14 protein-coding genes are annotated in these 22,876 nt (G+C 36.9%); 3 read left to right on the top strand and 11 right to left on the bottom strand.

All coding sequences use genetic code 11. The features are described 5' to 3' along the window. Window positions 1-2: 2 nt before the first annotated feature. The 10 genes from ACIEHO_RS13980 to ACIEHO_RS13935 all read right to left on the bottom strand — a co-directional run bounded on the left by ACIEHO_RS13980 (window position 3) and on the right by ACIEHO_RS13935 (window position 19,602). Complete coding sequence (locus ACIEHO_RS13980) at window positions 3-2,084, bottom strand: beta-galactosidase (protein ID WP_406972789.1); 2,082 nt, start codon at window positions 2,082-2,084, stop codon at window positions 3-5. 130 nt (window positions 2,085-2,214) lie between these two features. Beyond that, window positions 2,215-3,741, bottom strand: a complete 1,527-nt coding sequence (locus ACIEHO_RS13975; protein ID WP_406972787.1) for a cellulase family glycosylhydrolase — start codon at window positions 3,739-3,741, stop codon at window positions 2,215-2,217. Window positions 3,742-3,751: 10 nt separating this feature from the next. Beyond that, the gene (locus ACIEHO_RS13970; RefSeq protein WP_406972785.1) at window positions 3,752-5,992 is read right to left on the bottom strand and encodes a glycoside hydrolase family 3 C-terminal domain-containing protein; all 2,241 of its coding nucleotides are present in this window, start codon (window positions 5,990-5,992) and stop codon (window positions 3,752-3,754) included. Window positions 5,993-6,004: 12 nt separating this feature from the next. Beyond that, window positions 6,005-8,008, bottom strand: a complete 2,004-nt coding sequence (locus ACIEHO_RS13965; protein ID WP_406972783.1) for a glycoside hydrolase family 97 protein — start codon at window positions 8,006-8,008, stop codon at window positions 6,005-6,007. Between the two features lie 10 nt (window positions 8,009-8,018). Continuing rightward, window positions 8,019-10,412, bottom strand: coding sequence for a glycoside hydrolase family 31 protein (locus tag ACIEHO_RS13960; protein ID WP_406972781.1), 2,394 nt, complete (start codon window positions 10,410-10,412; stop codon window positions 8,019-8,021). Between the two features lie 187 nt (window positions 10,413-10,599). Continuing rightward, on the bottom strand, window positions 10,600-12,495 hold the full coding sequence (locus ACIEHO_RS13955) for a hypothetical protein (RefSeq protein ID WP_406972779.1): 1,896 nt from the start codon (window positions 12,493-12,495) through the stop codon (window positions 10,600-10,602). Window positions 12,496-12,520: 25 nt separating this feature from the next. After that, window positions 12,521-14,098, bottom strand: coding sequence for a RagB/SusD family nutrient uptake outer membrane protein (locus ACIEHO_RS13950; protein WP_406972777.1), 1,578 nt, complete (start codon window positions 14,096-14,098; stop codon window positions 12,521-12,523). A 12-nt stretch (window positions 14,099-14,110) separates the two neighbouring features. Beyond that, window positions 14,111-17,536, bottom strand: coding sequence for a TonB-dependent receptor (locus tag ACIEHO_RS13945; protein ID WP_406972775.1), 3,426 nt, complete (start codon window positions 17,534-17,536; stop codon window positions 14,111-14,113). A gap of 183 nt (window positions 17,537-17,719) precedes the next feature. Beyond that, a complete protein-coding gene (locus ACIEHO_RS13940) occupies window positions 17,720-18,889 on the bottom strand; it encodes a FecR family protein (RefSeq protein ID WP_406972773.1) in 1,170 nt (389 codons plus the stop codon). Window positions 18,890-19,032: 143 nt separating this feature from the next. Then, window positions 19,033-19,602 (bottom strand): RNA polymerase sigma factor, encoded by a 570-nt coding sequence (locus tag ACIEHO_RS13935; RefSeq protein ID WP_406972771.1) that lies wholly within the window; start codon window positions 19,600-19,602, stop codon window positions 19,033-19,035. A gap of 369 nt (window positions 19,603-19,971) precedes the next feature. Between ACIEHO_RS13935 and ACIEHO_RS13930 the strand changes: the two genes are divergently transcribed. Genes ACIEHO_RS13930 through ACIEHO_RS13920 form a run of 3 tightly spaced genes read left to right on the top strand, consistent with a single transcriptional unit; the run spans window position 19,972 to window position 22,462 of the window. Next, window positions 19,972-21,276 (top strand): tyrosine-type recombinase/integrase, encoded by a 1,305-nt coding sequence (locus tag ACIEHO_RS13930; protein WP_406972769.1) that lies wholly within the window; start codon window positions 19,972-19,974, stop codon window positions 21,274-21,276. Further along, window positions 21,269-21,979, top strand: a complete 711-nt coding sequence (locus ACIEHO_RS13925) for a hypothetical protein (RefSeq protein ID WP_406972767.1) — start codon at window positions 21,269-21,271, stop codon at window positions 21,977-21,979. The genes ACIEHO_RS13930 and ACIEHO_RS13925 overlap by 8 nt, the downstream gene beginning before the upstream one ends. 51 nt (window positions 21,980-22,030) lie before the next feature. Continuing rightward, window positions 22,031-22,462 carry a hypothetical protein gene (locus ACIEHO_RS13920; protein ID WP_406972765.1) on the top strand — a complete coding sequence of 144 codons (432 nt, stop codon included), beginning with the start codon at window positions 22,031-22,033 and terminating at the stop codon, window positions 22,460-22,462. Window positions 22,463-22,465: 3 nt separating this feature from the next. Here ACIEHO_RS13920 and ACIEHO_RS13915 read toward each other — a convergent pair whose 3' ends face one another. Next, the gene (locus ACIEHO_RS13915; RefSeq protein ID WP_406972763.1) at window positions 22,466-22,840 is read right to left on the bottom strand and encodes an RING finger protein; all 375 of its coding nucleotides are present in this window, start codon (window positions 22,838-22,840) and stop codon (window positions 22,466-22,468) included. Window positions 22,841-22,876 lie beyond the last annotated feature (36 nt).

Genomic DNA, 22,876 nt, shown 5'->3' with positions numbered 1-22,876 from the left:
GATTATTTCCATATAGTTACACCACCTGATTCTACCATTTTTGTTCCGATAAGAATTTCGGCTTTGTTAGATAATTCTAATGAATATGCTTTTGACGAATAATTTACAGCAACCCAAAACCCATCGCGCCACTGCACATATACGCCTTCAGGATAATTTTCTGTTGAAATGTTGGCATTACTATATACTGCCTTAAGAATATATTTTTCTAAGTCAGCATCGTCAGTATCAACACCAATATAGGTTACAGTTCCTTTTCCAATCTTGTTGATTACCACGGCTGCTTTACCGGTATAGAATTGATTGGTGTAAGTAGCCAAAACGTTTTCTTCGTGATTGGCTTCAACTAAATCGGCCCAATTGTTCCAATAATAAGTGTTCCCTGAGCTTTCAATGGTGCCATTAGTATGCGGTAATAAATGGTCGAAATACTCAATTTTGGCATCAATAAGAGGATAAATTTTTTCTGCATAAGCCGATTGAAATAAATGTCCGTTTCGGTCTTTTACTCCCGTTCTAACGGTTAACACCAAGTTTCCGCCCTGTTTTACATAATCTTCCCATTTTTTTATAAGTGCGTTATCAACCATTTCGAAAGCGGGAATAACAACCACATGGTAATCGTTCAAATTGTCAGTTTCATTGATTATTTGCGCAGGAGCCCCAAACGATTTTACAATTTCTAAATACTTCTGAAAAAAGCCTAATGTATTCCATTGACTTGTTTGCTTTTGGCGAGACAACCCCCACCAATTATCATGACTCCATAATAAAGCTGTTTTTCGTTTTTTTAATTCTGAAGGCATTTTGGCATTGGGGTTATAGGCTGCCCTTAACTCTTTCATTTCTTCAATAACCTGTTTATAGTCCTTACCGCCTTGCGATAATATTACACCATCTAATGTTGTAATACCACTGTGATATTGCTCTGCACTGTAATTTATTTGTCGGTATCTATAAGAACATGCAAACGATAAATCACCACCAAAACAATGATACAGCCACATACGCAAAGCCCCTGGTTGTAGCAACGGATTAATATTCCCCCAATTAACAAACCCTGGTTGCAGTTCCATAATTCCTGAAACATTTTCAGGTTGTTTAAAGTAGCTTAATGCAAACGATAATTCTTTCGGGTCGCCTAAGCGAAAACCATTTTCACCTATATTAGCCTGCCCTTTATTAGGGTAAGAGGTAAACGCATTGAAATCCAATTTATCGGTTCGTTGTGGGTCTGCTCCATAGGTTGTTGCCGTATAATTGGTGGTTATATATTGTTTTTTTGAAATTAGCGGCCGAAGTATTTCAGCTTGAAAATCTAAAAAACCGGCTTGCGTATCGGCAGAATACCGTTTAAAATCCAATAAAGCGTGCGGGTTGGTTCCCCACCACCCCACATGATTGGCGTTATGGATTTTTATTTGATTGAAATTAGAATACGTCTGACTCCAAAATGCATTGCCCCAAGCATGATTTAACCCTTCAATTGTTTTATGTTTTTTTTGAAGCCACTTTTGAAAGGCTTTTTGTGATGATGGACTGTAATCTTCTTTAGCTTCGGGTTCGTTATCCAATTGCCAGCCAATCACTGTGGAGTTTTGACCGTAACGTTCACCTAACTTTGTTATGATTTTTTTTGAAAAATCTCTCCAAGTTTCATTGCATAACGATTGTTGCGCGCGTGTTCCATGTTCCGCCCGTAAATAGTTGGAGCCCATTGCATAAATTTCGGGATGTTTTATACCTAACCAAACGGGAGCAATCGCAGTTGGTGTTCCAAGAATGACTTTCAACTTATACTTTTCAGCTAAACCAATAACCTCATCAAGCCAATTAAAATCATAAACACCTTCTTGTGGTTCTAAATTTATCCATGCAAATTCAGCTAAATGGATGAACTCAAAACCTATTTCTGAAATGTTTTTAACATCGCGTTCCCAATCGTTTTTGTCCCAATGCTCGGGATAATAATATATCCCAATGGACATTAAATCTTCTTTTGGAAAATATTTGGATGCGTCTTGCGCACTAACACTTAGTGTTACGAGGAAACACCAAACTAACTTTAAAAATAGATTTTTCATTAATATAAATGTACTGCTTTGGTTATCAATATAATTCAGTTGTCATAAAATAAAAAAAGATTCTTGCCTATAGTGAAACAGACCAGAATCTTAAAAAACTAACTCAAACTAAATAACTATTAATCATATTTTACTCATTCAAACCATCTATTAACGCATTTAATGCTTGTGTATCAAAAACGCTATTGTTGCTTCTTTCTATAATTCCAAAGCCATTATTGCCCAAACTGCCTTCGTCCCAGTAAAATGGAAGTAACCCATTGGCTTTCGCTTCTTTTACAACCGATTTTAAATAATATGCCCTTGAATCTAAATGAAGTTGCAAGGCGTCTCCAGTTAAGCTTGTTCGACGAATGGCTCCAAATTCACCTAAAACAACCGGAATTCCTTCATCTACAAACTGGGTTTTCATCAAAGCGAAATAATTTTGTAAATCTGCTTCTTCTCCCCATGTGGCATTGCGTTCGGTATCGGATGCCGAATGATACCCATTACCCCAATAGTAATACATTTTACCCCAAGAGGCATCCTCGGTTAGTCCGGCAAATTGCCAAGGCGTGTAATAATGTACTTCTACCATCATTCTGTTTTCAGCCGTATCGGTTGGCAAAGTGGTCATTAAATTATTCGTTTTTTCAATATCGGTAGATGGCCCTTGCACAACTAAAGTACGGTAAGCATTTTTACCGCCCGTAGCCCTTACAGCATCAATAAAGGTTTGGTGATAACTGTTTAAAACAGCCATTTGAGCGGCATCTTCAACCGCCGGTTCATTAGCACTGGCAAATAGCAAATGCTCATCAAAATCGCGTAAGTGGGTAGCAATTTGTTCCCAATAAGCTTTTTGTTTGGCATTGACTTGCACTTTACTGGCTTCATTAATGTTGTTTTCCAGCCATCCGTTGTCCCAATGAATGTTCAGTAAAACATACATATCATTATTCACACAGTACTGAACAACTTCTTTTACACGGTTCAACCAACTTTCTTGAAGTTTAGCATTATCGGCATCTGCCAAATATTGGTCCCAAGCACATGGGATTCGAATAGCATCAAAACCACTGGCTTTTACAAAATCAATCAAATCTTTGGTAACCTTAGGATTTCCCCAAGCCGTTTCCCCTCCTGTAGCTTCCAAGGTGTTTCCAATGTTCCACCCCAGTGATATTTTCGAAGCAATTTCTGTAGCAGTGCTACTCATACCAGTCATATCGGCCGGTAATGGATTTAGGTTATAATCCGGATAAATACCATTGGTTGAATTTACGCCTTCTTGCGTTACTTGAACTTTTACGGCATCCACCGCATTGGCATTAATGGTAATTGTTGATGTTCTGTCATTAATGCTTGTGTTGGCTTCGGCTGTAACCGAAACCGATGTGGTTCCAGCACTACCCGAAGATTCACTTAAAGACAACCAACTGGTACCCGAAGTACTTATTACCCATGTGTCCACATTTGTGGAGATGGTAATTTCCAGTGTGCCCTCGGTGCTATCAAAATTTATAGAAGATTTATCGGCAGTCAATGTTTTCGCTACTTCTTCTTCCTCTTCTTCGGGTTCATCATTTGTGGTGTCTGAACTGCATGAATACATACCTATTTGAACAAAAAGGAACAAAAAGGCTAATATGAGTTTACTCTTGAATTTTTTCATTTTTTTCATTTTAATTAATTTGAACAGAAACTTCGCCTAGAATATTTCTGGAAGAATTTCCAATTTTAATATTATAAATACCAGACTCTACTAACCACTCTTTTTTAACCTCATTGTAATAGGCCAATTCGCTTACCGGCAAATTAATGGTGACCTGTTTGGAATTGCCACTTTTAACCTCAACCTTTTTGAATCCTTTAAGTTCTTTAGCGGCTTTTTCAACATACGACTCGGGGTCTGAAACATAAAGTTGCGCCACTTCTTTACCGTCCATACTTCCTGAATTTTTTATGTTGAAGGACACTTCTATGGTTTCATCAGCATCATAATTTTCTTTAACCGTTTTTAGGTCTGAAAATTCAAAATTGGTGTACGATAATCCGTAACCAAATGGATAAAGCGGCTCAACATTTTTAGTATCGAACCATCGGTAACCAACTAAAATACCCTCGGTATATGTTACGTTTTTATCTCCGGGGAAACTATAGGTGGCATGTGCCGGCGAATCTTCCAGTTTTTTGGGCATCGTCCATGGTAATTTTCCAGAAGGATTAATCTTTCCTAAAATAACATCAGCCAAAGCATTACCGCCTTCAGAACCATTAAACCAACTCCAAATTAAAGCCGAAGATTTTTCACTGACCTCCTGAATATCAAAAGGCGCCCCTGCAATCATAACCACAATAGTATTGGGATTAACTTCCAATACTTTTTGTATTAACTCTTCTTGCCCAAATGGTAATTTTAAGCTCGCTCTGTCTGAAGCTTCCGTTTCGTAATCTCTATTAGACCCTGCAAACACAATAGCTACATCAGAATTTTTAGCTGCCTCGATGGCTTCCTCAAGCATTTCTGGCTCCAGTTCATCAATGGTAACCGGCCCGTTTAAAGTAATGTCTCCAAGTTTGGCTTTTTCATCGTTGGAATAGCGCTCTAAATAGCCTTCGGCATAATTGATTGTTACGGTTTCAGGCAGTCTATTTTGTAAACCTTCCAAGGGTGTTACCTCTCGCTTAGTTTTTACCCCAGCACCAAATCCGCCCAATGCATTTTTCTTTTTAGCATTATTACCTATTACGGCAATGCTTTTTATATTATCGGTGTTTAACGGCAACTGCCCCTTTTCATTTTTTAGAAGTACCACAGACTCTGCCGCTATTTTGTAAGCATCTTGAAAATGGTCTTCGGTATTGATGCTTCCCTTGGCACGACCTTTATCGTCTATACTTTTTAAAGTAAACATCAATTGCAATATGCGTTTAACGGCCTTATCGACATCAGCTTCAGCTATTTCACCCGCTTTTACCTTTTCAATCAAGCTGCCGGCATAAAAGAATTCGTTAAACGGTTTTGGCGTTCCCATTTCAACATCCAAGCCACTTTCAATGGATTTTTTAGTATCGTGAACAGCCGCCCAATCTGAGATTACAATACCATTAAATCCCCACTCATCTCTCAAAACATCGGTAAGCATGTATTTATTTTCACAGAGATATTCGCCTCTAAATTTGTTGTAAGCCCCCATAAAGCTATAGGCATTGGCTTCAGTAACAGCCGCTTTAAAGGCTGGCAAATAAATTTCGCGAAGGGTGCGTTCGTCAATTTGAACATCAACAAAGTCTCTGTTGGTTTCTTGGTTATTGGCGGCATAGTGTTTTACGCAAACCGCCACATCGTTTTCCTGAACGCCCACAATAAATGGCACAGTGATTTTTTTGTTTAGAAATGGGTCTTCGGTAAAATACTCGTAAGTTCTTCCTCCAAGTGGTGTACGGATGATATTAATGGCTGGCGACAGCAACACATCTTTATCACGCGCAATAGCTTCTTCGCCCACACTGGTTCCGAATAAATACGAAAGCTCGGTATTCCACGTCGCAGCCAAACCGCCACCAGCGGGGTAATAGGTAGCAAAGTCGTTGTCCCATCCAGCGGCAGCCCAAGAATCAAGAGAAATTTCTTCGCGAACTCCCAAAGGCCCATCGGCCATGGTTAATTCAGGAATGCCCAAACGCCCCACGGCTTTTGTAGCAAACATGCTATTACCATGTAACATTCCCGATTTTTCTTCAATGGTCATTTCTGCAATAAGGCTATCGATTTTCTCATCATATTCATGGGTTATGGGCTTCCCTTCATATTCCTTTGAAATCATTTTTTCCGTGGCGACCTCAACCGCTTTGTTTTCCCTACAAGAGGTTATTTGAACAGTAACCACCAAGGTAAGTATGTATAAAAATTTGGTTTTCATTTTTAGTTCGTTTTAGTTTTTTATTTTTTTGAAGCGAATAGCTGTTCCGCCACCAGAGGGTAATTTTAATGTCATTTTGTCTGAAGCCGAAACCTGCTTTTTGGAAATAGCCACTTTTGAAGGATTGTTATTTAAATCTGTGCCCTCGGCATCGGCATAAATTTGGGCTTCGAATGTTCCTTCATCCAAAAAGGATAAATCGATATCTAAATTTCGAGCGTCTTCATCGGTCATACTGCCCAAATACCAGTCGTCTGATTTTAAATCCTTACGCACCGTAGTTATGTATTTTCCTATTTCGGCATTTAAAATTTTTGTATCTTCCCAATCGGTGGGTACATCGGCCAAGAATTGAAACTCTGGTTTATCGATATAATTTTCAGGTAAATCGGCCAACATCTGAATGGGTGAATATAAGGTTACATAAAGTGCCAATTGTTTTGTTGCCGTAGTATGAACCCGTCGGTTATTAAACCCTTTTGTTTCCAATACGTCAATAACACCCGGTGTAAAATCCATAGGTCCGGACAACATTCTCGTAAACGGTAAAGTTGTAGTGTGGTTTGGCGGGTTGCCTTCGCTCCAGGCATTGTACTCTTGTCCTCGAGCACCTTCTCGCGCCATCATGTTGGGGTAGGTTCTACGCTCGCCGGTATCCTTAATCGGTTCGTGGAAATTGACTGTTAATTTATATTTGGCAGCTTTTTCCAAAACATCTCTATAATATTGAACCCCAAACTGGCTACCATGCCATTCGGTCATATTCAGCATATCGCCCACTTGCCCAATTTTTATATCATTGATGCCCATATCGTGATATAGTTTCATCCCCTCATCCATTTGTTTTCTGTAATTGATGATGTTTGAACCTGTTTCATGATATCCAATAATTTTTACGTCATTCGATTTAGCATAATCGGTTACTTCTTTTAAATCAAAATCATCGGTTGATTCCGTGAAACTAAACTCGTGCATTTTGTTTTCATACCAGGCCGGTGTCCATCCTTTATTCCAACCCTCAATCAACAAATGATGAATACCCAGTTTTTTTGAAGCATCAATATATTCTTTTGAAATTTTGGTGCTCGCTCCGTGCTTTGGCCCTTCCCAAAAGGTGTATTTTGAAATGTGCATACCCCACCAAACACCAAGGTATTTGTAGGTTTCTATCCAACTCGTGTCTTCTATTTTGTTAGGGTCGTTTAAGTTTAAAACCAAATACGACTCAATTAAATCACCTGGTCTTTCTCCTATTTGAATGGTGCGCCACGGGGTTGTAAAGCTACCATTTGTTTTTACTTTGTCGCCATCACTCCATGGCATAAGGTCTAAATCAAAATGCGTTCCCTCGTTATGTGCCACGGTATAGCTGGCATAGTCCTTTAAATTGGCTTCATGGAAACTCAGGTATAATCCATTATCACTTTTTATGGTTAATGGTGTATGTACCGTATCAATCGTGCTTAATCTGGATTTTGTGTATAAATGTTCGTAGCGATTGGTTTTGTATGCAGGAATCCACCAAGTATCGCCATCGTTAGCGACATTGAATGAGGTTAGTTCGTCCATGATTACCAAATCGCTCTGGCCTTGATTTGGGTAGATATACCTCAAAGCAATACCATCATTAAAGGCTCTAAATTGGATTTCAATTTTTCTTTTAGAACCTGATTTTTCCTGAAGCGTTACCGAAAGTTGATTATAATGATTACGAATATTATGCTTTTCGCCCCACACTTGTTCCCATGTTTCATCAAAAGCGGTTTCTTCGGCACTTATAACTTCAAAGTTGTTGCATAGCGAATCGTTTTCCTTGAAAACAAAACCAAGTTTCGAGGTGTTTAATACATTTTTCTCGTTATGTCCCACTTCATAAGTAGGAACGCCCTTTTCCAGTTTAAAAACAATCTTATTTTTAGTATCTGGCGATGTAAGCTTGTAACTATCTATTTTTTCCTTTTGGGCACAAGAAAAACTCATGGCCGCAAAGAAAGTCACTAAAAACTGTTTATACATTTTGTTCTCTTTATTTTGTGATTTTGAATCTTGTTTTTTTCGAAACCGGATTGTTTTTTAGGACGAAATTTTGACCTTGTCTATCTAAAGTCAATTCATATAAATTGGAATCACTTGGTAAAAATAATTTTCCCTTTGCTTCATTGGTATTAGAAACATAAACCTTAAGTTCAATGTTACTCCAATCCATGTTTTTTGTGGATTGCGCTAATTTTATATGTGGAATTACCGCGCCATTTCTAACCAGTGCAATAATTGGGATGTCGCCCACTTGAATTGTTTGCCAACCTTTTTCGTAAACTTTTCCTGTTTGATAATCTATCCATTTACCTTCCGGAAGATAAACACTCCGTTCGGCAACATTTTCAAACAATGGTGCCACCAGCATATCCGAACCAAATAAATACTGGTCATCAACTAACCAAGACCCAGGGTCGTTTGGATATTCAACAAATAATGCTCTAAGCATGGGCAAGCCATTTTCTGAAGCATGTTTTGCTTGTGCGTAGATGTATGGCATTAATCTGTATCGCATATTATCGGCAGCTCGAAAACCTTCCAAAAATTCTTCACTGTATTCCCAAGGTTCTGTTGGTGGCTCCCCATGGCTGCGCACATGAGATGTTAACATACCAAAAGGTGTCCATCTTCTATATAGATCTTCGGGAGCTTTGGTGGTAAATCCGCCCACATCGTGACTCCAAAATGAGAACCCAGATAGGCCTAATGACAGCCCCCCGCGTAACGTTGCTGCCATTGCCGTATTGGTAGTTGCGGCATCACCACCCCAATGTAATGGGTAACGTTGACTGCCGGCCCAAGTGCTTCGTGCCCAAATAATGCTTTCGCCAGTTATCTTTTTTGTTATATCGGCAACCGTCTTATTATAACGCAACGGAAACAAATTATGCTCATAAAACCCTGTTCTGCCATTACTGTAAATTCCTGACGCTGGTGCTGCTTCACCAAAATCTACTTTTATAACACCAACACCTTGTTTTAGCAAACTTCCTATTTTATCTTGATACCAAGCCACCGTTTCAGGATTAGTAAAATCTAAAGTAGCATCTTCATAGGGTATGTTACCTTTTTGGTCTTTTACTACCAATCCTTTTTCAACAATTTCATCAAACAAAGTATTTTTCGGCGTAAAATATGGTAATTGCCATAAACACACGTTAAAGCCCTCGTCTTTCATATCGGCAATCATTTTTTCAGGATTGTCGAATCGATTTTTTGAGAACTCGTAATCGCACCTCCAATCGGTTTCAAACCAGCCGGTATCAAAGTGAATGACATCACTGGGTATTTTATGCTTTCTTAAGTTTTTTGCAATGTTTCTTCCTTCATCTTCAGAAAAATAAGTGATACGGCTCATCCAAAATCCAAATGACCAAAGTGGTGGCATGTCTGGTTTTCCCGTGAGGTCCGTGTATTGATCTAAAACATCTTTTGGTTCTCCAATGAAAACGAACAAATCGGCTTCGTCATCACCAATCATCATTGAATTTGCGCCATTAAAATATTTACCAAAATCGACCGTAATTGGTGTTGAATGGTGCATAAATACGCCATAACCACGACTGCTCATGTAAAATGGAATGGGTTTGTACATGGTTTCGTTTTGCACCCCATTGGCATCATCGGTCCATAACACCACTTTTTGTCCGCGCTTATTAAATTGGGTAAACGACTCACCGCATCCGAATATTTTTTCTTCGGGCGACATGGAAAAAACAACACCCATACTTCTTGAGTAATCCTCAGCACGCCTTACAAATGAAAACGGTGTTACTGGTGTATATGTGCTTTTTACATCATCTAGATGCAACGTGCTGGTCAATAACTTCCCTTGAGCATCGTAAATATAAATATGCCATGGCTTTTCTGTTATGACCACCGAACCCTTGCTACTGGTGTATTTATGGCCATTGTCCACTTTGGAATACGACCATAAATTTCTGGCGTATTTCGCCACGCCATCAACCAACATTAAAGAGGATTGTTCATTTCTAAACTGAGGACCGGATGTGGCTTTTATGCGTAAGGTTCTGTCCGAAACAAAGTCAATTGAAAACGGTAGTTCTGGCGAAACTGCATATTCGGTTGTTGGAAATTCATTAGCTTCTGAAGGCGCCAACTTGCTTAACATATTATTAAATGCCTGACGAGTCGCATAATTATGTCTGAGGTATTTAATGGTTCCCTCCCCTGTTTCAGGATTAAAGGAAGCTAATTCATCAGCTAAATAATATGTGTTTCTGTAATCCTCAAAATCTTTACTAATGTCTGGCGGTTCATTTAAAACATTTGTATTTTGAATTTGAGCCCACGCACTATTTGCCAATAACAGCAAAGCAGCTTGCAGAAATAATGCATTAAATCTTAGTTTGTAAATAAACATATATAGTCTTTTTTTACTTTTTCGGTTGTTACTTTTTGGCATTAAAATCCCCTTATAGGCGAGATAATTAACGATTGTTATCGTTTTAAACCCCATCCTATTTAATAGAAAGAAAATTTTAAATGTGGACTAAAAACTGAAATTTAAAAACCACTGTGCCGATAACACAGTGGTTTTAACTCAACTTTTATTTAATAACTATACTTTCAATTGTAGTTGTAACGGCCGAGATATCTTCAATATCTGCACCCAAACCAAAAATATCAATGGTGAATACAATTGGACCAGAAACATCTGTACCTGGAGTAAATGTAACGGTATAAGTACCATCACCGGTTATTGTAGTATCTCCAGTATTTTTAGTGCCTTCTCCCCAATATTGAAAACCCCATCCATCAGAAGCAAACTGATAATCTGCAGTATAGCTACCGACAGCTCCACTCGTCAAGCTTATGCCCGAAAGTGTGAAGGTAATTTCCATACTATCTCCAAATGCTATATCCTCAGGATTGATTGGTGGATCAGCAAATGTAGATCCGAACTCATTGAAGAATTCAATTCTGAAATTACCATTTCCTTCCAAATCGCCATATGCTATTTTTGAGTTATCGACAGCCACTTCTGTACCTTCTTCTTCGCCTCCACCGGCATTAGATGAGTTATCATCAAGAACAAAATGGAAAACCATATATTCATTTTTGCCAGTTTCATCGCGTTTACCAAACCAGATATCGGTAACTATTCCATCAGTTTTTGCAGTTTTAACAATTTTCCACTGATTTAGAGAAGTTGTACCCACGGTTGCCCAAGAGCCACCGATAGGGAAATATGGCGTGATATCAGTAAATGTAATAATATTGGTTCCATCAGTACTGGTTGAATAACTTCCCGCCATTTCTGTACCATTACTATCTATTGTCGTAACCGTACCGTCATTTGAAAATGTTATTTTATTTTCAATAACCGAAGCTTGATCGGCAGAAGTATAACCTGGCCAACCTGCGGCTTCATAATCTTCAACAGTTTGCCAACCATTTAACAGGTTTCCGTCTAAATCGGTCCAATCAAAAGGACTATCTGGACTCATATACCACGTTTTGCTTGTTGTAGTTGTTGTAGATAATAAATCATCAACGGTTTCACCATCTAAATCAATTGGTGGGTCTGGGTCTGGCAAATCTTCTGGCACCCAATTATCACTGTACTCCTTAGTAATAAAATTAAATACTAATGTGGCAAAACCATCGCAGCTTTCCTTTCTTAAAACTCCTAATTGCAAGGTGTTTTCAGTAATTGAAAACACCTTCATATTTCTCCAATCATCTACACAGGCGTCATTCTCATTAGTATGTAAAATAGTTGCGTCTGATGTTGAAAGTGTTTTGGCATCAGCATCTAAAAAATAGGTTCCAGATTCTTCGCCGTAGCTAGGAATCATTAGATGATTTGTGGTTAAAAATGGCCCACCATCTAAACTAAACGTCATGCTTCCGTAATCACCTTGGGTTGCTATCCATTCATTTCCTTTCCAATCTGGACTCCAGTTCCAACAATCTGTTCCATAACAACCTTCGTCACCACCTTCTAGCCAAGCGTTATCCGTACCGTAAAAATACATTGGACCATTAAAATACTTAGAAACGCCTTCTGCATCTAAATCGAGCACCCATGTTTTTGAATTGCCCACACCGCCTGAAAGGAGATTCCAAAGTGGATCGTCAACATAACTTAAGTTATCATCTGTAACTGTTATAGTAACAGGGTCTAGCTCTACAATACCTCCTTTTGTTACCGCTGCGATATTTATAGTGTAATCACCTTTAAAAGCGTATTTAACAGTTTCAATAGCTTTGTTGGATTTCCCAGTACCATAGTCCCAAGTTAAAGTGACACCGGGTGTTTGGTTTGTCATAATTACCGTGTTTCCACCTGGGTCAACAGTAAAATCTTGTTTTATCTCAAACTGAATTTCTGACTTATCTGGAAGCTCTCCTAAAGCTCCTGTTTCTGGGTTGCACGATGGTACAAAGAAAGCTATTCCCAGCATCAAAAATGATGCGATTAATATTCTTATTTTTTTCATGGTTTAAAATTTAGTTTAGTTATAATTACCAACCCGCATTTTGTTTCAATACGTTATCCGACAATGTAATTTGAGTATTTGGTATTTGTTGCAACCCGTTAGTTGCCTGAATCTTTTCAGCAGTGATAGTTTTTGTATCAGCAACCCCTCCACTTAACAATTCTGTAGTTTCAGCAATAGTTGATGCTGCTGTACTTATGCCTTGTCGTAATAAATCCCAATACCTTACACCTTCTAAAGCAAATTCTAAATGGCGCTCAACCATTATATTTTCTTGAGAAACTGTAATCGATGAAAAGTTAGATTGGTAAGCGCGTTGTCTTACTTGGTCAAAATAAGATTGTGCATTTGGACTGCCTAACTCTGCTGCCATTAATAAAACATCTGCATACCTCATAACAACATAATCTTGGAATTGATTAATTTGAAAATCCGTAACCCCAAAAGCAGTTACCGCACTGTTTCCATCTTCATCAGACATTGGAGAATACTTTTTATTATAATATCCAGTATATTCACGTTGATTTTCAATTTTATCAAAAGGAATTTCTTCATCATCAATCGAAATTATCGATGCTGTTCTTCTGGTATCATTCTCATCAAATGCATCCCATAATTTTGGGTTAACAGTAACACCCCATCCATTTCCGTATGGGTAAGATGTAAACTCTCTCATACCAAACATAACCATCCAATGGTTTCCATCTGTGTTTCCATTATAATCACTAGTGTATGTGTATTTAATTCCAAAAACCACTTCTTTGTTATTTTCTCCAACATAGTTTTCTATAGACGCAGCAGGCCAAAGTGTTGCGTAATCATCAACCAATCCATGACCACTTAAATTTATAACATCTTCCAAATGCCCTAAAGCTTGTACTTGATTAATTATTCCTGCTAAATCAGAAGCACCATAATACCCCGTGTAAAACAAGTAAACCCGCGCTAATAAGGCTTTTGCCGCCCATTTAGTAACGCGCCCACTTTCAACTGAACTGTAAGCTACAGATGGTAGATTATCTGAAGCAAAAGCTAAATCCTGTGCAATTACCGCATATAACTCCTCTGGTGAGGCTTGTGGAACATTTTCAGAAGTTGGCTCAGTTAGCAATGGAACATTACCCCATAATCTTGCCATTTCAAAATAAAGATAAGCTCTTATAAACCTAGTTTCAGACTCGTATGTGTTTCTTAATTCATCATCACCGCCCCAATCAATCTGATCCAATTTCGATAAAAAAACATTGCATCGATATAATGCTTTATAATAGGTTACCCAGTTGTAGTTAAATAAATCAACATCAGCAGGTGAGCGGCTTTTATCAAACTCATCTACAGCTTGAAAACCAAAACCATCTGCATTTCCTACGCCTCCAAAACAATCATCAGACAAAACTTCACTTGCGACAGGAAAAGATAAACCTCCAATACCTCCTGTGGCTATTTGCAATCCGTCATAACAACCAACTAATGCGCTAAAAGCATCATCGGTAGTTGAATAGAAATTAGAATCTGTTACTTGCGTTAAAGGCTCTGTTTCTAAGCTACAAGACCCTAGAGTCAATAACCCTAAACATAAAATATATAAATATGTATTTTTCATTTTCTGTATTTTTTAAAGTTTAACGTTTAAGCCCATCATTAAGGTTCTAGGTCTAGGGTAATACCCTATATCTACACCAGACGCAGTTCCCTCACCTGTTCCAAAACCAACCTCCGGATCCATACCATCATATTTGGTAAATGTGAATAAGTTTAATGCCGATACATAAACCCTGAATTCGCGAGCAAAAAACGCTTTACCAGTGTTTAGTTTTGCTAAATCTAATCCAAGAGTTACATTATTAATTCTTAAAAAATCGCCATCTTGAACATATAAATCTGAAAACTGGGCAAAATTCCTTCCATCTTCCGTTACTCGAGGAATGGTGTTTGATGACCCTTCACCTGTCCAACGGTTTAAAATTGCCGAAGTATAATTTCCTAAAGCTCCAGGATTTCTGTAGGACTGCACCAACTGGTTTCCTGCTACACCATTTGCAGATACAGAGAAATCTAATGCTTTATAGCTTGCAGAAATAGAAAAACCATAAGTTAAATCTGGATTGGGATCACCTATCATTTTTTTATCAGCATCACTTATGCTTCCATCACCATTTACATCTCGGTAAATAATGTCTCCAGGTGCTGCATTTGGCTGAACTCCATAATCATCAATTTCTTGTTGATTCTGGAAAACACCTGCTGTTTCATATCCCCAAAAATACCATAATGGGAAGCCATCTTGTGCACGATAAAATTCTGGCGCATTATCAAACAATTGGTTAGTTTCACCATGAATTATACCATCTCCGGTTGGTATTTTACCCACTTCATTTTGATTGTAAGCTCCGTTAACCGCTAAATTATAATAAAAGTCACCAAAGTTATTATTGTAATTCAAGGCTAATTCTACACCGGTGTTTTCCACATTACCGCCATTAATAAAAGGGGCATCGGCTCCGGCTGTAGCCAAAATAGGTGCTACTATCAGCCAATCTTTATTAGTTTTTTTATACCAATCAAAATTAACGTTTAAGGTATTGTTAAATAATCTGGCATCAAAACCAATGTTGGTTTGTTCTGAAGTTTCCCAGGCTAAATCAGGATTAGCCAACCTATTAGGATATGCTCCTGGGGTTAATACACCTTCTTCATTCCCAAAATTATAATTTGTTGTAGAAGTTTGAATGGGCGCTAAAAATTGAAAAGCATCAACATTTTGATTTCCTACTTGTCCCCAACTACCTCTTAACTTGAAGAAATTAATAGCATTTGAACTTCCTAAGAAATCTTCATTGGTTGCTATCCAACCTAAAGAAACTGAGGGAAAATAGCCCCATTGGTTATCAGGGTGGAAATTTGAAGAACCATCTGCTCTAAACGTAGCGTTTATTAAATATTTTTCATTGAAGTTATAATTTAATCTACCAAAATAAGACATCCTTTTGTTTTCAGATTTTCCTCCTCCAATACTCATTAAAGGCGCGCCTTCTAGGTTCGTAGTATTGTCCAACCAAGCAGTACCTAGTCCTACAAACACATTATCCACATTATTTCCACTAATATAAGTGCCATCAAAGTTTATAGAAGATGAACCAACCATAGTTTCAAAATTGTGCCTTTCATCTATTTCAAACTTATAAGTTAATAGGTTATCCCATGTCAAAGTTTTTCCTTTGTTCATGCTTTGGTTTGTATTGTCCTGAATTCTATTTGAATAAATAGACAGCTCATATATTGGACCATAGGAATGCCCTTCGCCCGCATAGTAATCCAAACCTAAAGTAGTTTTGAAGGTCAAACCTTTAATTGGCTCTATTTGCAAATAGATATTACCTAATAATTTTTGGTCATTACTTTCATTTTGGTTGTTAAACAACATTTCCGCATAGGGGTTTGCACTGCCTGCTAACCATGGTTCACTATCACCTGTAGTGTTATAAAAATTTCCGTTCTCATCGTACATTTGCAATAGTGGGCTTACCCTAAATGCGCTCCTTAATGAGTTATTGTATTGGTTGCCTACTCCAATACCATTTTTTTTAATGTATGCAAAACTTAGGTTTTCACCAAAAGTTACGACATCCTTATAAAGCTTATGCTCGGAATTAAACCTAAAATTATAACGTTCGTAATTTGATAAATCCTTACCTCCAACTACTCCTTCTTGACCAAAGTATGATAAAGAAGATGAATACACTGAGGCTTCTGATCCTCCGGTGACACCTAAAGAATAATTTTTTGTGGCCGCATTATCTACAAACATTTCGTCCATCCAAGTGGTGCCTTCACCCAATTCTGCTATTTCGGCATTGGTTAAGTATGGATTTCTTCCTGAATTCATTGCCGCTTCATTAATCATAGTGGCATACTCAGTAGCATTAAGCAAGTCTACTTTTCGCGTCACAGACTGAAGTCCATAAAACTGGTCGAACGTTATTTGGGCAGCTTGACCCTTTTTTCCTTTTTTTGTGGTAACCAAAATCACACCATTTGATGCCTGGGAACCATAAATAGCGGCTGATGCCGCATCTTTTAGAATAGAAATGGATTCTACATCGGCATTGTTCAAATACGAAATGTCTCCGGTTAAAATACCATCAACGACGTATAAAGGGTTACTTCCTGAGGTAGAACCCACACCTCTAATTACAACATTTAAGCTCTCTCCCGGTTGGCCTGAAGTAGACGTAATTTGCACACCGGGTGACTGGCCTTGAAGAGCCTGAATAGCATTTGCAGTATTCATTTTTTCAATATTTTCACCGCTCACCTGTACACTGGCACCGGTAACCAAAGCTTTTTTAAGCGTACCGTAACCAATAACAACAACTTCATCTAATGCTGCAGTGTCCTCTCGCAACTTTACACTTAAATTAGGTTGACCATTAACAGAAACCTCTTGAGTAAGATACCCTATATATGATATTACAAGAACAGCGTTCTTATCTAAAACATTTAAACTAAAATTTCCATCGAAGTCTGTTTGTGTTCCGTTAGTTGTATCTTTTTCAAGAATATTAGCTCCTGGCAAAGGTTGACCTAAATCATCGACAACGGAACCTTTTACCGCCCAAGTTTGCAGCGTGGCTGTAGTACTGGAGCTTTCAGCCTTTTTTAAACTGTCATCTTCTGATTTCTTCAACAAAAATACTTGTCGATCAACAATATTGTAAGCTGTATCTGTTGTTGAAAACACCTCATTTAAAATGGTGTTGATAGATTCTTTTTCAACTTTTATTGAAACATTCCTTTTTAGGTTTACGTCTTTTATTTTGTAAACAAATCTAAATTCACTGGAGCTTTCAATCTCATCTATAAGTTCGCCAACGGTAACATTATTTAAGCTTAAAGATATTTTCGCTTTTTGTGAATACGAGGTGTTTGCGTGTAGGGTAAAGAACACAACAAAAATAAATAATGCACTTAACTTCATCTTTAAATCGAGTTTTAACGGTGAAGAATGATGGCTTCTTTTCTTATCAAGAAGTTTTTTCATACTTTTAAGAGTTTAATTGTGGTTATTGGTTTAGTTTTAATAACACCTTTAAATGGCCGGGAAATGCGTCACCATTTTCCGGTTTTTTTTGCTCGCAGTAATAAATAAAGGAGCGAAAGATGTTTTTTGGTTTGGTTGTTTTTTTATGTAGCTAAATCATAGGCTGATTGTTATTTAGTTTAGTTAGTTGATTAAAATTTTATTTTCGCTGATCGAGTAATCTATGTTATAGGTGATTTTAAAATATTCCAATATTTTTTCTATTGGCTCATTTCTGAAACTGGCATTGAATTTTTCATTTGACAACTCTGCGTTTCTATTGATAATTTCAACGTTGAAATGTCTTTCTAATTTTTTAAGGATGTTAGCAAAAGTAATGTTTCTAAACACCAACTCACCGTCAATCCATGAAGTATAAATACTGGTTATAACCTGCCTTGTAGAAATATGTTCAGTTTCTTTTTTATTGTAACTCCCCTTAAATCCAGGTTCTAGCGTTACACTGTTGCCCTTATCCTCAATAGCGAATAAATTAACGGACCCCTCAACCAAAACAACATCGGTTTCTAAGTCTTCTGGGTAGCTTGAAAAATTAAATTGTGTACCCAAAACCTCAACACCCAATGCGTCTGTATTTACTAAAAAAGGGTGGCTTTCATCCTTTGCAATGTCAAAAAAGGCTTCACCTTTTAAAAACACCTCCCGCTTATGTCCTTTTAAAAATTTAACAGGATACTTAAGTGATGTTCCGGCGTTTAAATGCACCGAACTCCCATCGGATAGCTTAACCTCAAATCGTTTTCCATAAGGAACCTTTAATGTATTATAAACTAAACGCTCTCCTTTGGTCTCATTACTATAAACAATCTGGGTTCCATCTTGTTCACCAACAACATTCCCATTGGCATCCAAAATCTTAGAAGAACTATTCTCTTTTATTATTTTGGTAGCACCATTTTCTAATTGCAACGTTATGCTTTCATTTGGCATCACCAGCACATTGGAATCGTTGCTAAAATATCCCGTGTAATAAAGATAACCTAGCCCCAAAAAAATCAAAAAAACTGCGGCATATTTAAGTACATTATAAAACCTGGCTTCTTTAAACTGCTTATCACTTTTTGATATTTTATTTTCAATATTTTTATAAACCCGATCGGTTTCAATTTGCTTGTATATTGCAAACTTATCTTGAATATTTTCCTTGTTAGTGATTTTCTCGTATAAAGCCAGATTACTTTCTTCGCTCAACCAATTATCCAAAAGAGTTTGCTCTTCCGTAGTTATAACTTTTGCGATAGACTTGTATATAAGTTCTGCTATTTGGTATTCAGAAAGGGTGTTTTGATTCATTAGTCTGGTATATTTTAAAAAATTCAGATTTACCAATATCTCAATTTTTTCATCTAGTATTTGTCAAAAAAACAATTAAACTACTGTTGCTTTACTAATATGACTTAAAAAAACCCATTTAGGGTGGAAAAAAATTAACTTTTTTAAAAAGTAGCAAGTAAAATTTGAAATAAAGGGTGATATTTCAACTCCTTTTTTAAGAGTTCAATGGCCCGTGCTCGTTGGGATTTAACAGTATTCAAACTTATTTGAAGATCTTCTGCGATATCTTTATATTTTATACCATCTAAACATGACAATTCGAAAACTTTTCTACATTTTTCTGGCAATTTCTCTAATGCTTGGAACAATATAGCGTGAGTTTCCTCTTCAATTATAAACTGATTTTTTTGTGAAACCGAATCGTGTTTTTCAATCTCCAATCGAACAAATTTCTTCTCTTTTTTGTTATGGTCGATTGATGCATTGCGAACCATGGTATATAGGTAGGATTTCAGATTTTTTATTTTATCGGCTTTACTGCGTTTCTGCCAAAGTTTGAGCAGAGTTATTTCAACAATTTCTTCTGCAGCAAACTGATCGTCCACGTAATGTAACGCAAAAACACATAAGCGTTTGTAATAAATATTGAAAATGGATTTAAAAGCATTTTTATCCCCATTTTTAAGGGATTCTAATAAATTTTCATGGTCTCCTATTTCACTAATAATCAAAATATTTTAATACAATTATATAAAGATATTTAGTAAATATAAATGTTTTCAATTATAAAACACTTACAAATAAATAAAAAGAAAATGAACAAAGTAATAGCGCTAAAAATGTGAAAATTTAACTTTCACTAATTTGTTTATTTGGTCATTTTGTTGCTATTGTTTAATTTTCTAAATTTTATAACACAACCTGAACACGGTTTTGAACACGATTTCATAAAAATATAGCTTGGGAACCCCAGTAAACGTGTTTTATTGAACACGATTTTGGAGTTCATAACCCGGAGGTCGGGGGATCGTGCCCCCCTCTCGCTACAAAAATCAATTACATGTAAACAAGCGGTTTAGCCTTTCTAAACCGTTTTTTTTATGTTTACATTTAAACAAATACTTACATTTGCATACGAAAGTGAATACGAAACTGCATACGATTTGTCCCAAAAAAAGAATTTTTCAATACCTAAAATCTACACGGCCAACGGTAATTTAAGCAAACGCTGGTACGTCTATTTTTCGTTTCGAAATCCTGAAACAGGAAAATTAAAACGTGTTACTCCCTTCTATGGTGAAACCAATAAGTATAAAACCAAAGAAGAACGTATGGAAGTATTAACCATTTATAGAAAAACTTTACTAAAACTCCTTAAACTTGGTTATAATCCATTTGAAGACAATACCGCACTGTACAACAAACTCAATTCTAAAAAAGAGACACCAAACAGCCCTGTTGAAAACCAAGAAATACCCTTTAAGGAAGACAAAGGCATGGCCCTGACCGAAGCTTTTGAGTTTTCTTTAAACATAAAAAAGAAACTACTCAGCAAGACCACAATAAGAGGTTACAAAAACAGGGCAGATTCGTTTTTAAAATGGGTGGATGAAAATTATCCTGATATTAAAACTATTAATTCGTTGGATAAAAAAGTGGTTTCTGCCTTTTTAAATGACATATTGGACAGAACCAGTGCACGTAACAGAAATAATTACCGCACCGACCTGAGCAGCCTTGTGCAGGTATTGGAAGACAACGATATTGCAGAGACCAACTTCATAAAGAAAATACCGGTCTTGAAGTCTACACCGGAGCGAAACAAAACCTATTCTTTGGGCACTCAAGAAGCCATCTTCCAATACCTCGAAGAAAAAGATCCGATACTGCTGTTATATATAAAATTTATCTCTTACAACTTCCTGAGGCCCATTGAGGTTTGCCGGTTGGAGGTAAAGGATATTGATCTTGCCGATCGAACCATACAGTTCAAAGCTAAAAACAGTCCGGTAAAGACTAAAATTATTCCTGAAATTTTATGGAATGACCTGCCTGACTTATCGAATTTGGATAAAGGCGCTATGCTGTTCACTCCCGATAAAATTGGAGGCCATTGGGACACCGCCGTTATCAATAAACGCAACTACTTTTCCAAACGATTTAAAAAAGTAGTGAAAGATCATTTTAACTTGGGTGCAGATTATGGGCTATACAGTTTTAGGCATACCTATATTACCAAACTATATCGTGCTTTGGCCAAAGGTTCGTCACCTTTTGAGGCCAAAAGTAAGCTGATGCTCATTACCGGCCATTCAACGATGTCGGCCCTTGAAAAATATTTAAGGGACATCGATGCCGAATTACCTGAAGATTATTCTGAAATGCTAAAACCATCACATGCATAGAACGGCTTTACACGATTACTATTTAGAGCTCGTTAAAAACCTGTGGGTTGATTTTGTGTTCTATATACCAAATAGCAAACTATTTAAACATGCATTGGAAAAAATAGATCTCTTTAAAGAAAACAAGCTTTACAATACCGTTTTGGTTTTGGATTACCATAGAGGTCCAATAATTTTACGGGATAACCACGACAGGTCCAAAACAGTTTTAAAAAATGCCGTTCTAGAACAAAATATTTTCAATCTGCTGCAGCAAAAAGCTAAGCTGGAACCTTACGAATTCGACTATGTTTCTAAAAAATATTTAGAGCAAATAGAAACATTGGCCTATATCACGAATTGGCTTAACAACAACCTTGGTAATTATATTACATCAAATAATGACACCTTTGGCCTTTTTGCTTTACAAAAAAATAGTTACAAAGCGCACCATGAGGTATACCTAGAACATTTTTGTTCTAAAAAACCAGAACCAACCGAAGTTAATTTAAATCTGGAAAATTTAATTAACAGCCATTATAAAGATTTAAAACAGGTCATTTCAAAAGAAAATCAATCCGAGCTTTACAAGGTTCCTAAAAAGGTGGACTCCACTACTCCAACGGTTCCAAAAAATAAGGATAAACCCAAAAAAATACCCCTTATTAGTCCAGAAGAATCTGAAAACAGTATTCTAAAAGCTGTTTTTAAAATTGACCATTAAATTAAAAATTTGTATTTATGCGTAAATTAAACGTTTAATTTACGCATAAAAATGAAAAAAACCGAAATATGCTTGCATTGTGGCGATGATTACATACCTAAGCGACGTGGTGTACAAAAATTTTGCTGCAATTCGTGTAGAAGCAGGTATTGGACACTAAAAAGCACATCCAAACCACCCCTGCCCCAGAAAAAAGACAGTGGTAATTTACCAGAAAAAAAGTCCAAAGACAACAAACCGAATATGTCCTATGCCGGTATTGGTAATGCCGCTTTAGGTAGTTTAGCTGCTGACGGTGTGAAATCTTTGTTAACAAAAAAGGAGAACAAACCTGCTTCCAAAAATGATATCGCAGAACTTAAGGCATTGCTTACTAAGCGTTATTTTCCGGTAAACAATTTGCCAAATGATCAGTTTGGTAAATACCCACATTACGACATGGAAACAGGCAATATTATTTATTTCTTCACACAAATCAATTAAAATTTAATTCATATAATCCTGCCATTGGATCAAAACGTACTTTTCATTGCCGTTCTCCATCCTTTTTATGAAACCGTATTCGTATACGAACAAGTAAATATCTCCTTTATTGTTTTTCCAGTAATGCGTAAAAAACTTGGGGTTAAACCCCTGCTCCGTTAAAACTTTAGCTCTAACGGTTGCCTTACCCGCCTTATTAAAGGCCTTTAAGATTCGTCTGTTCTGTTTTAGCTGATTATCTACCTTATTATAAAACCGAGGTGCTTCTTCCAAAGATCTCCTGTAATGGTAAGAGCTTTTGCAGTGCAAATCACAAAACAGCTTATCCGATCTTCCCGTCAATGTCTTACCACAAAATTTACAAGCATTTTTTTTCATTTTATAAATTTAATCGAATGTTACACGAATACTATT

Source organism: Flavisericum labens, assembly GCF_045446075.1.
GTDB lineage: Bacteria > Bacteroidota > Bacteroidia > Flavobacteriales > Flavobacteriaceae > Flavisericum > Flavisericum labens.
This window is presented reverse-complemented; position numbering and strand designations above follow the sequence as displayed.

Coding starts and splice junctions, on each gene's coding strand:
- ACIEHO_RS13960 (WP_406972781.1), bottom strand. CDS start 10,412: ATGTTTATTTACAAACTAAGATTTAATGCATTATTTCTGCAAGCTGCT.
- ACIEHO_RS13950 (WP_406972777.1), bottom strand. CDS start 14,098: ATGAAAAATACATATTTATATATTTTATGTTTAGGGTTATTGACTCTA.
- ACIEHO_RS13965 (WP_406972783.1), bottom strand. CDS start 8,008: ATGTATAAACAGTTTTTAGTGACTTTCTTTGCGGCCATGAGTTTTTCT.
- ACIEHO_RS13955 (WP_406972779.1), bottom strand. CDS start 12,495: ATGAAAAAAATAAGAATATTAATCGCATCATTTTTGATGCTGGGAATA.
- ACIEHO_RS13980 (WP_406972789.1), bottom strand. CDS start 2,084: ATGAAAAATCTATTTTTAAAGTTAGTTTGGTGTTTCCTCGTAACACTA.
- ACIEHO_RS13920 (WP_406972765.1), top strand. CDS start 22,031: ATGAAAAAAACCGAAATATGCTTGCATTGTGGCGATGATTACATACCT.
- ACIEHO_RS13970 (WP_406972785.1), bottom strand. CDS start 5,992: ATGAAAACCAAATTTTTATACATACTTACCTTGGTGGTTACTGTTCAA.
- ACIEHO_RS13975 (WP_406972787.1), bottom strand. CDS start 3,741: ATGAAAAAATTCAAGAGTAAACTCATATTAGCCTTTTTGTTCCTTTTT.
- ACIEHO_RS13930 (WP_406972769.1), top strand. CDS start 19,972: ATGTTTACATTTAAACAAATACTTACATTTGCATACGAAAGTGAATAC.
- ACIEHO_RS13945 (WP_406972775.1), bottom strand. CDS start 17,536: ATGAAAAAACTTCTTGATAAGAAAAGAAGCCATCATTCTTCACCGTTA.
- ACIEHO_RS13915 (WP_406972763.1), bottom strand. CDS start 22,840: ATGAAAAAAAATGCTTGTAAATTTTGTGGTAAGACATTGACGGGAAGA.
- ACIEHO_RS13940 (WP_406972773.1), bottom strand. CDS start 18,889: ATGAATCAAAACACCCTTTCTGAATACCAAATAGCAGAACTTATATAC.
- ACIEHO_RS13925 (WP_406972767.1), top strand. CDS start 21,269: ATGCATAGAACGGCTTTACACGATTACTATTTAGAGCTCGTTAAAAAC.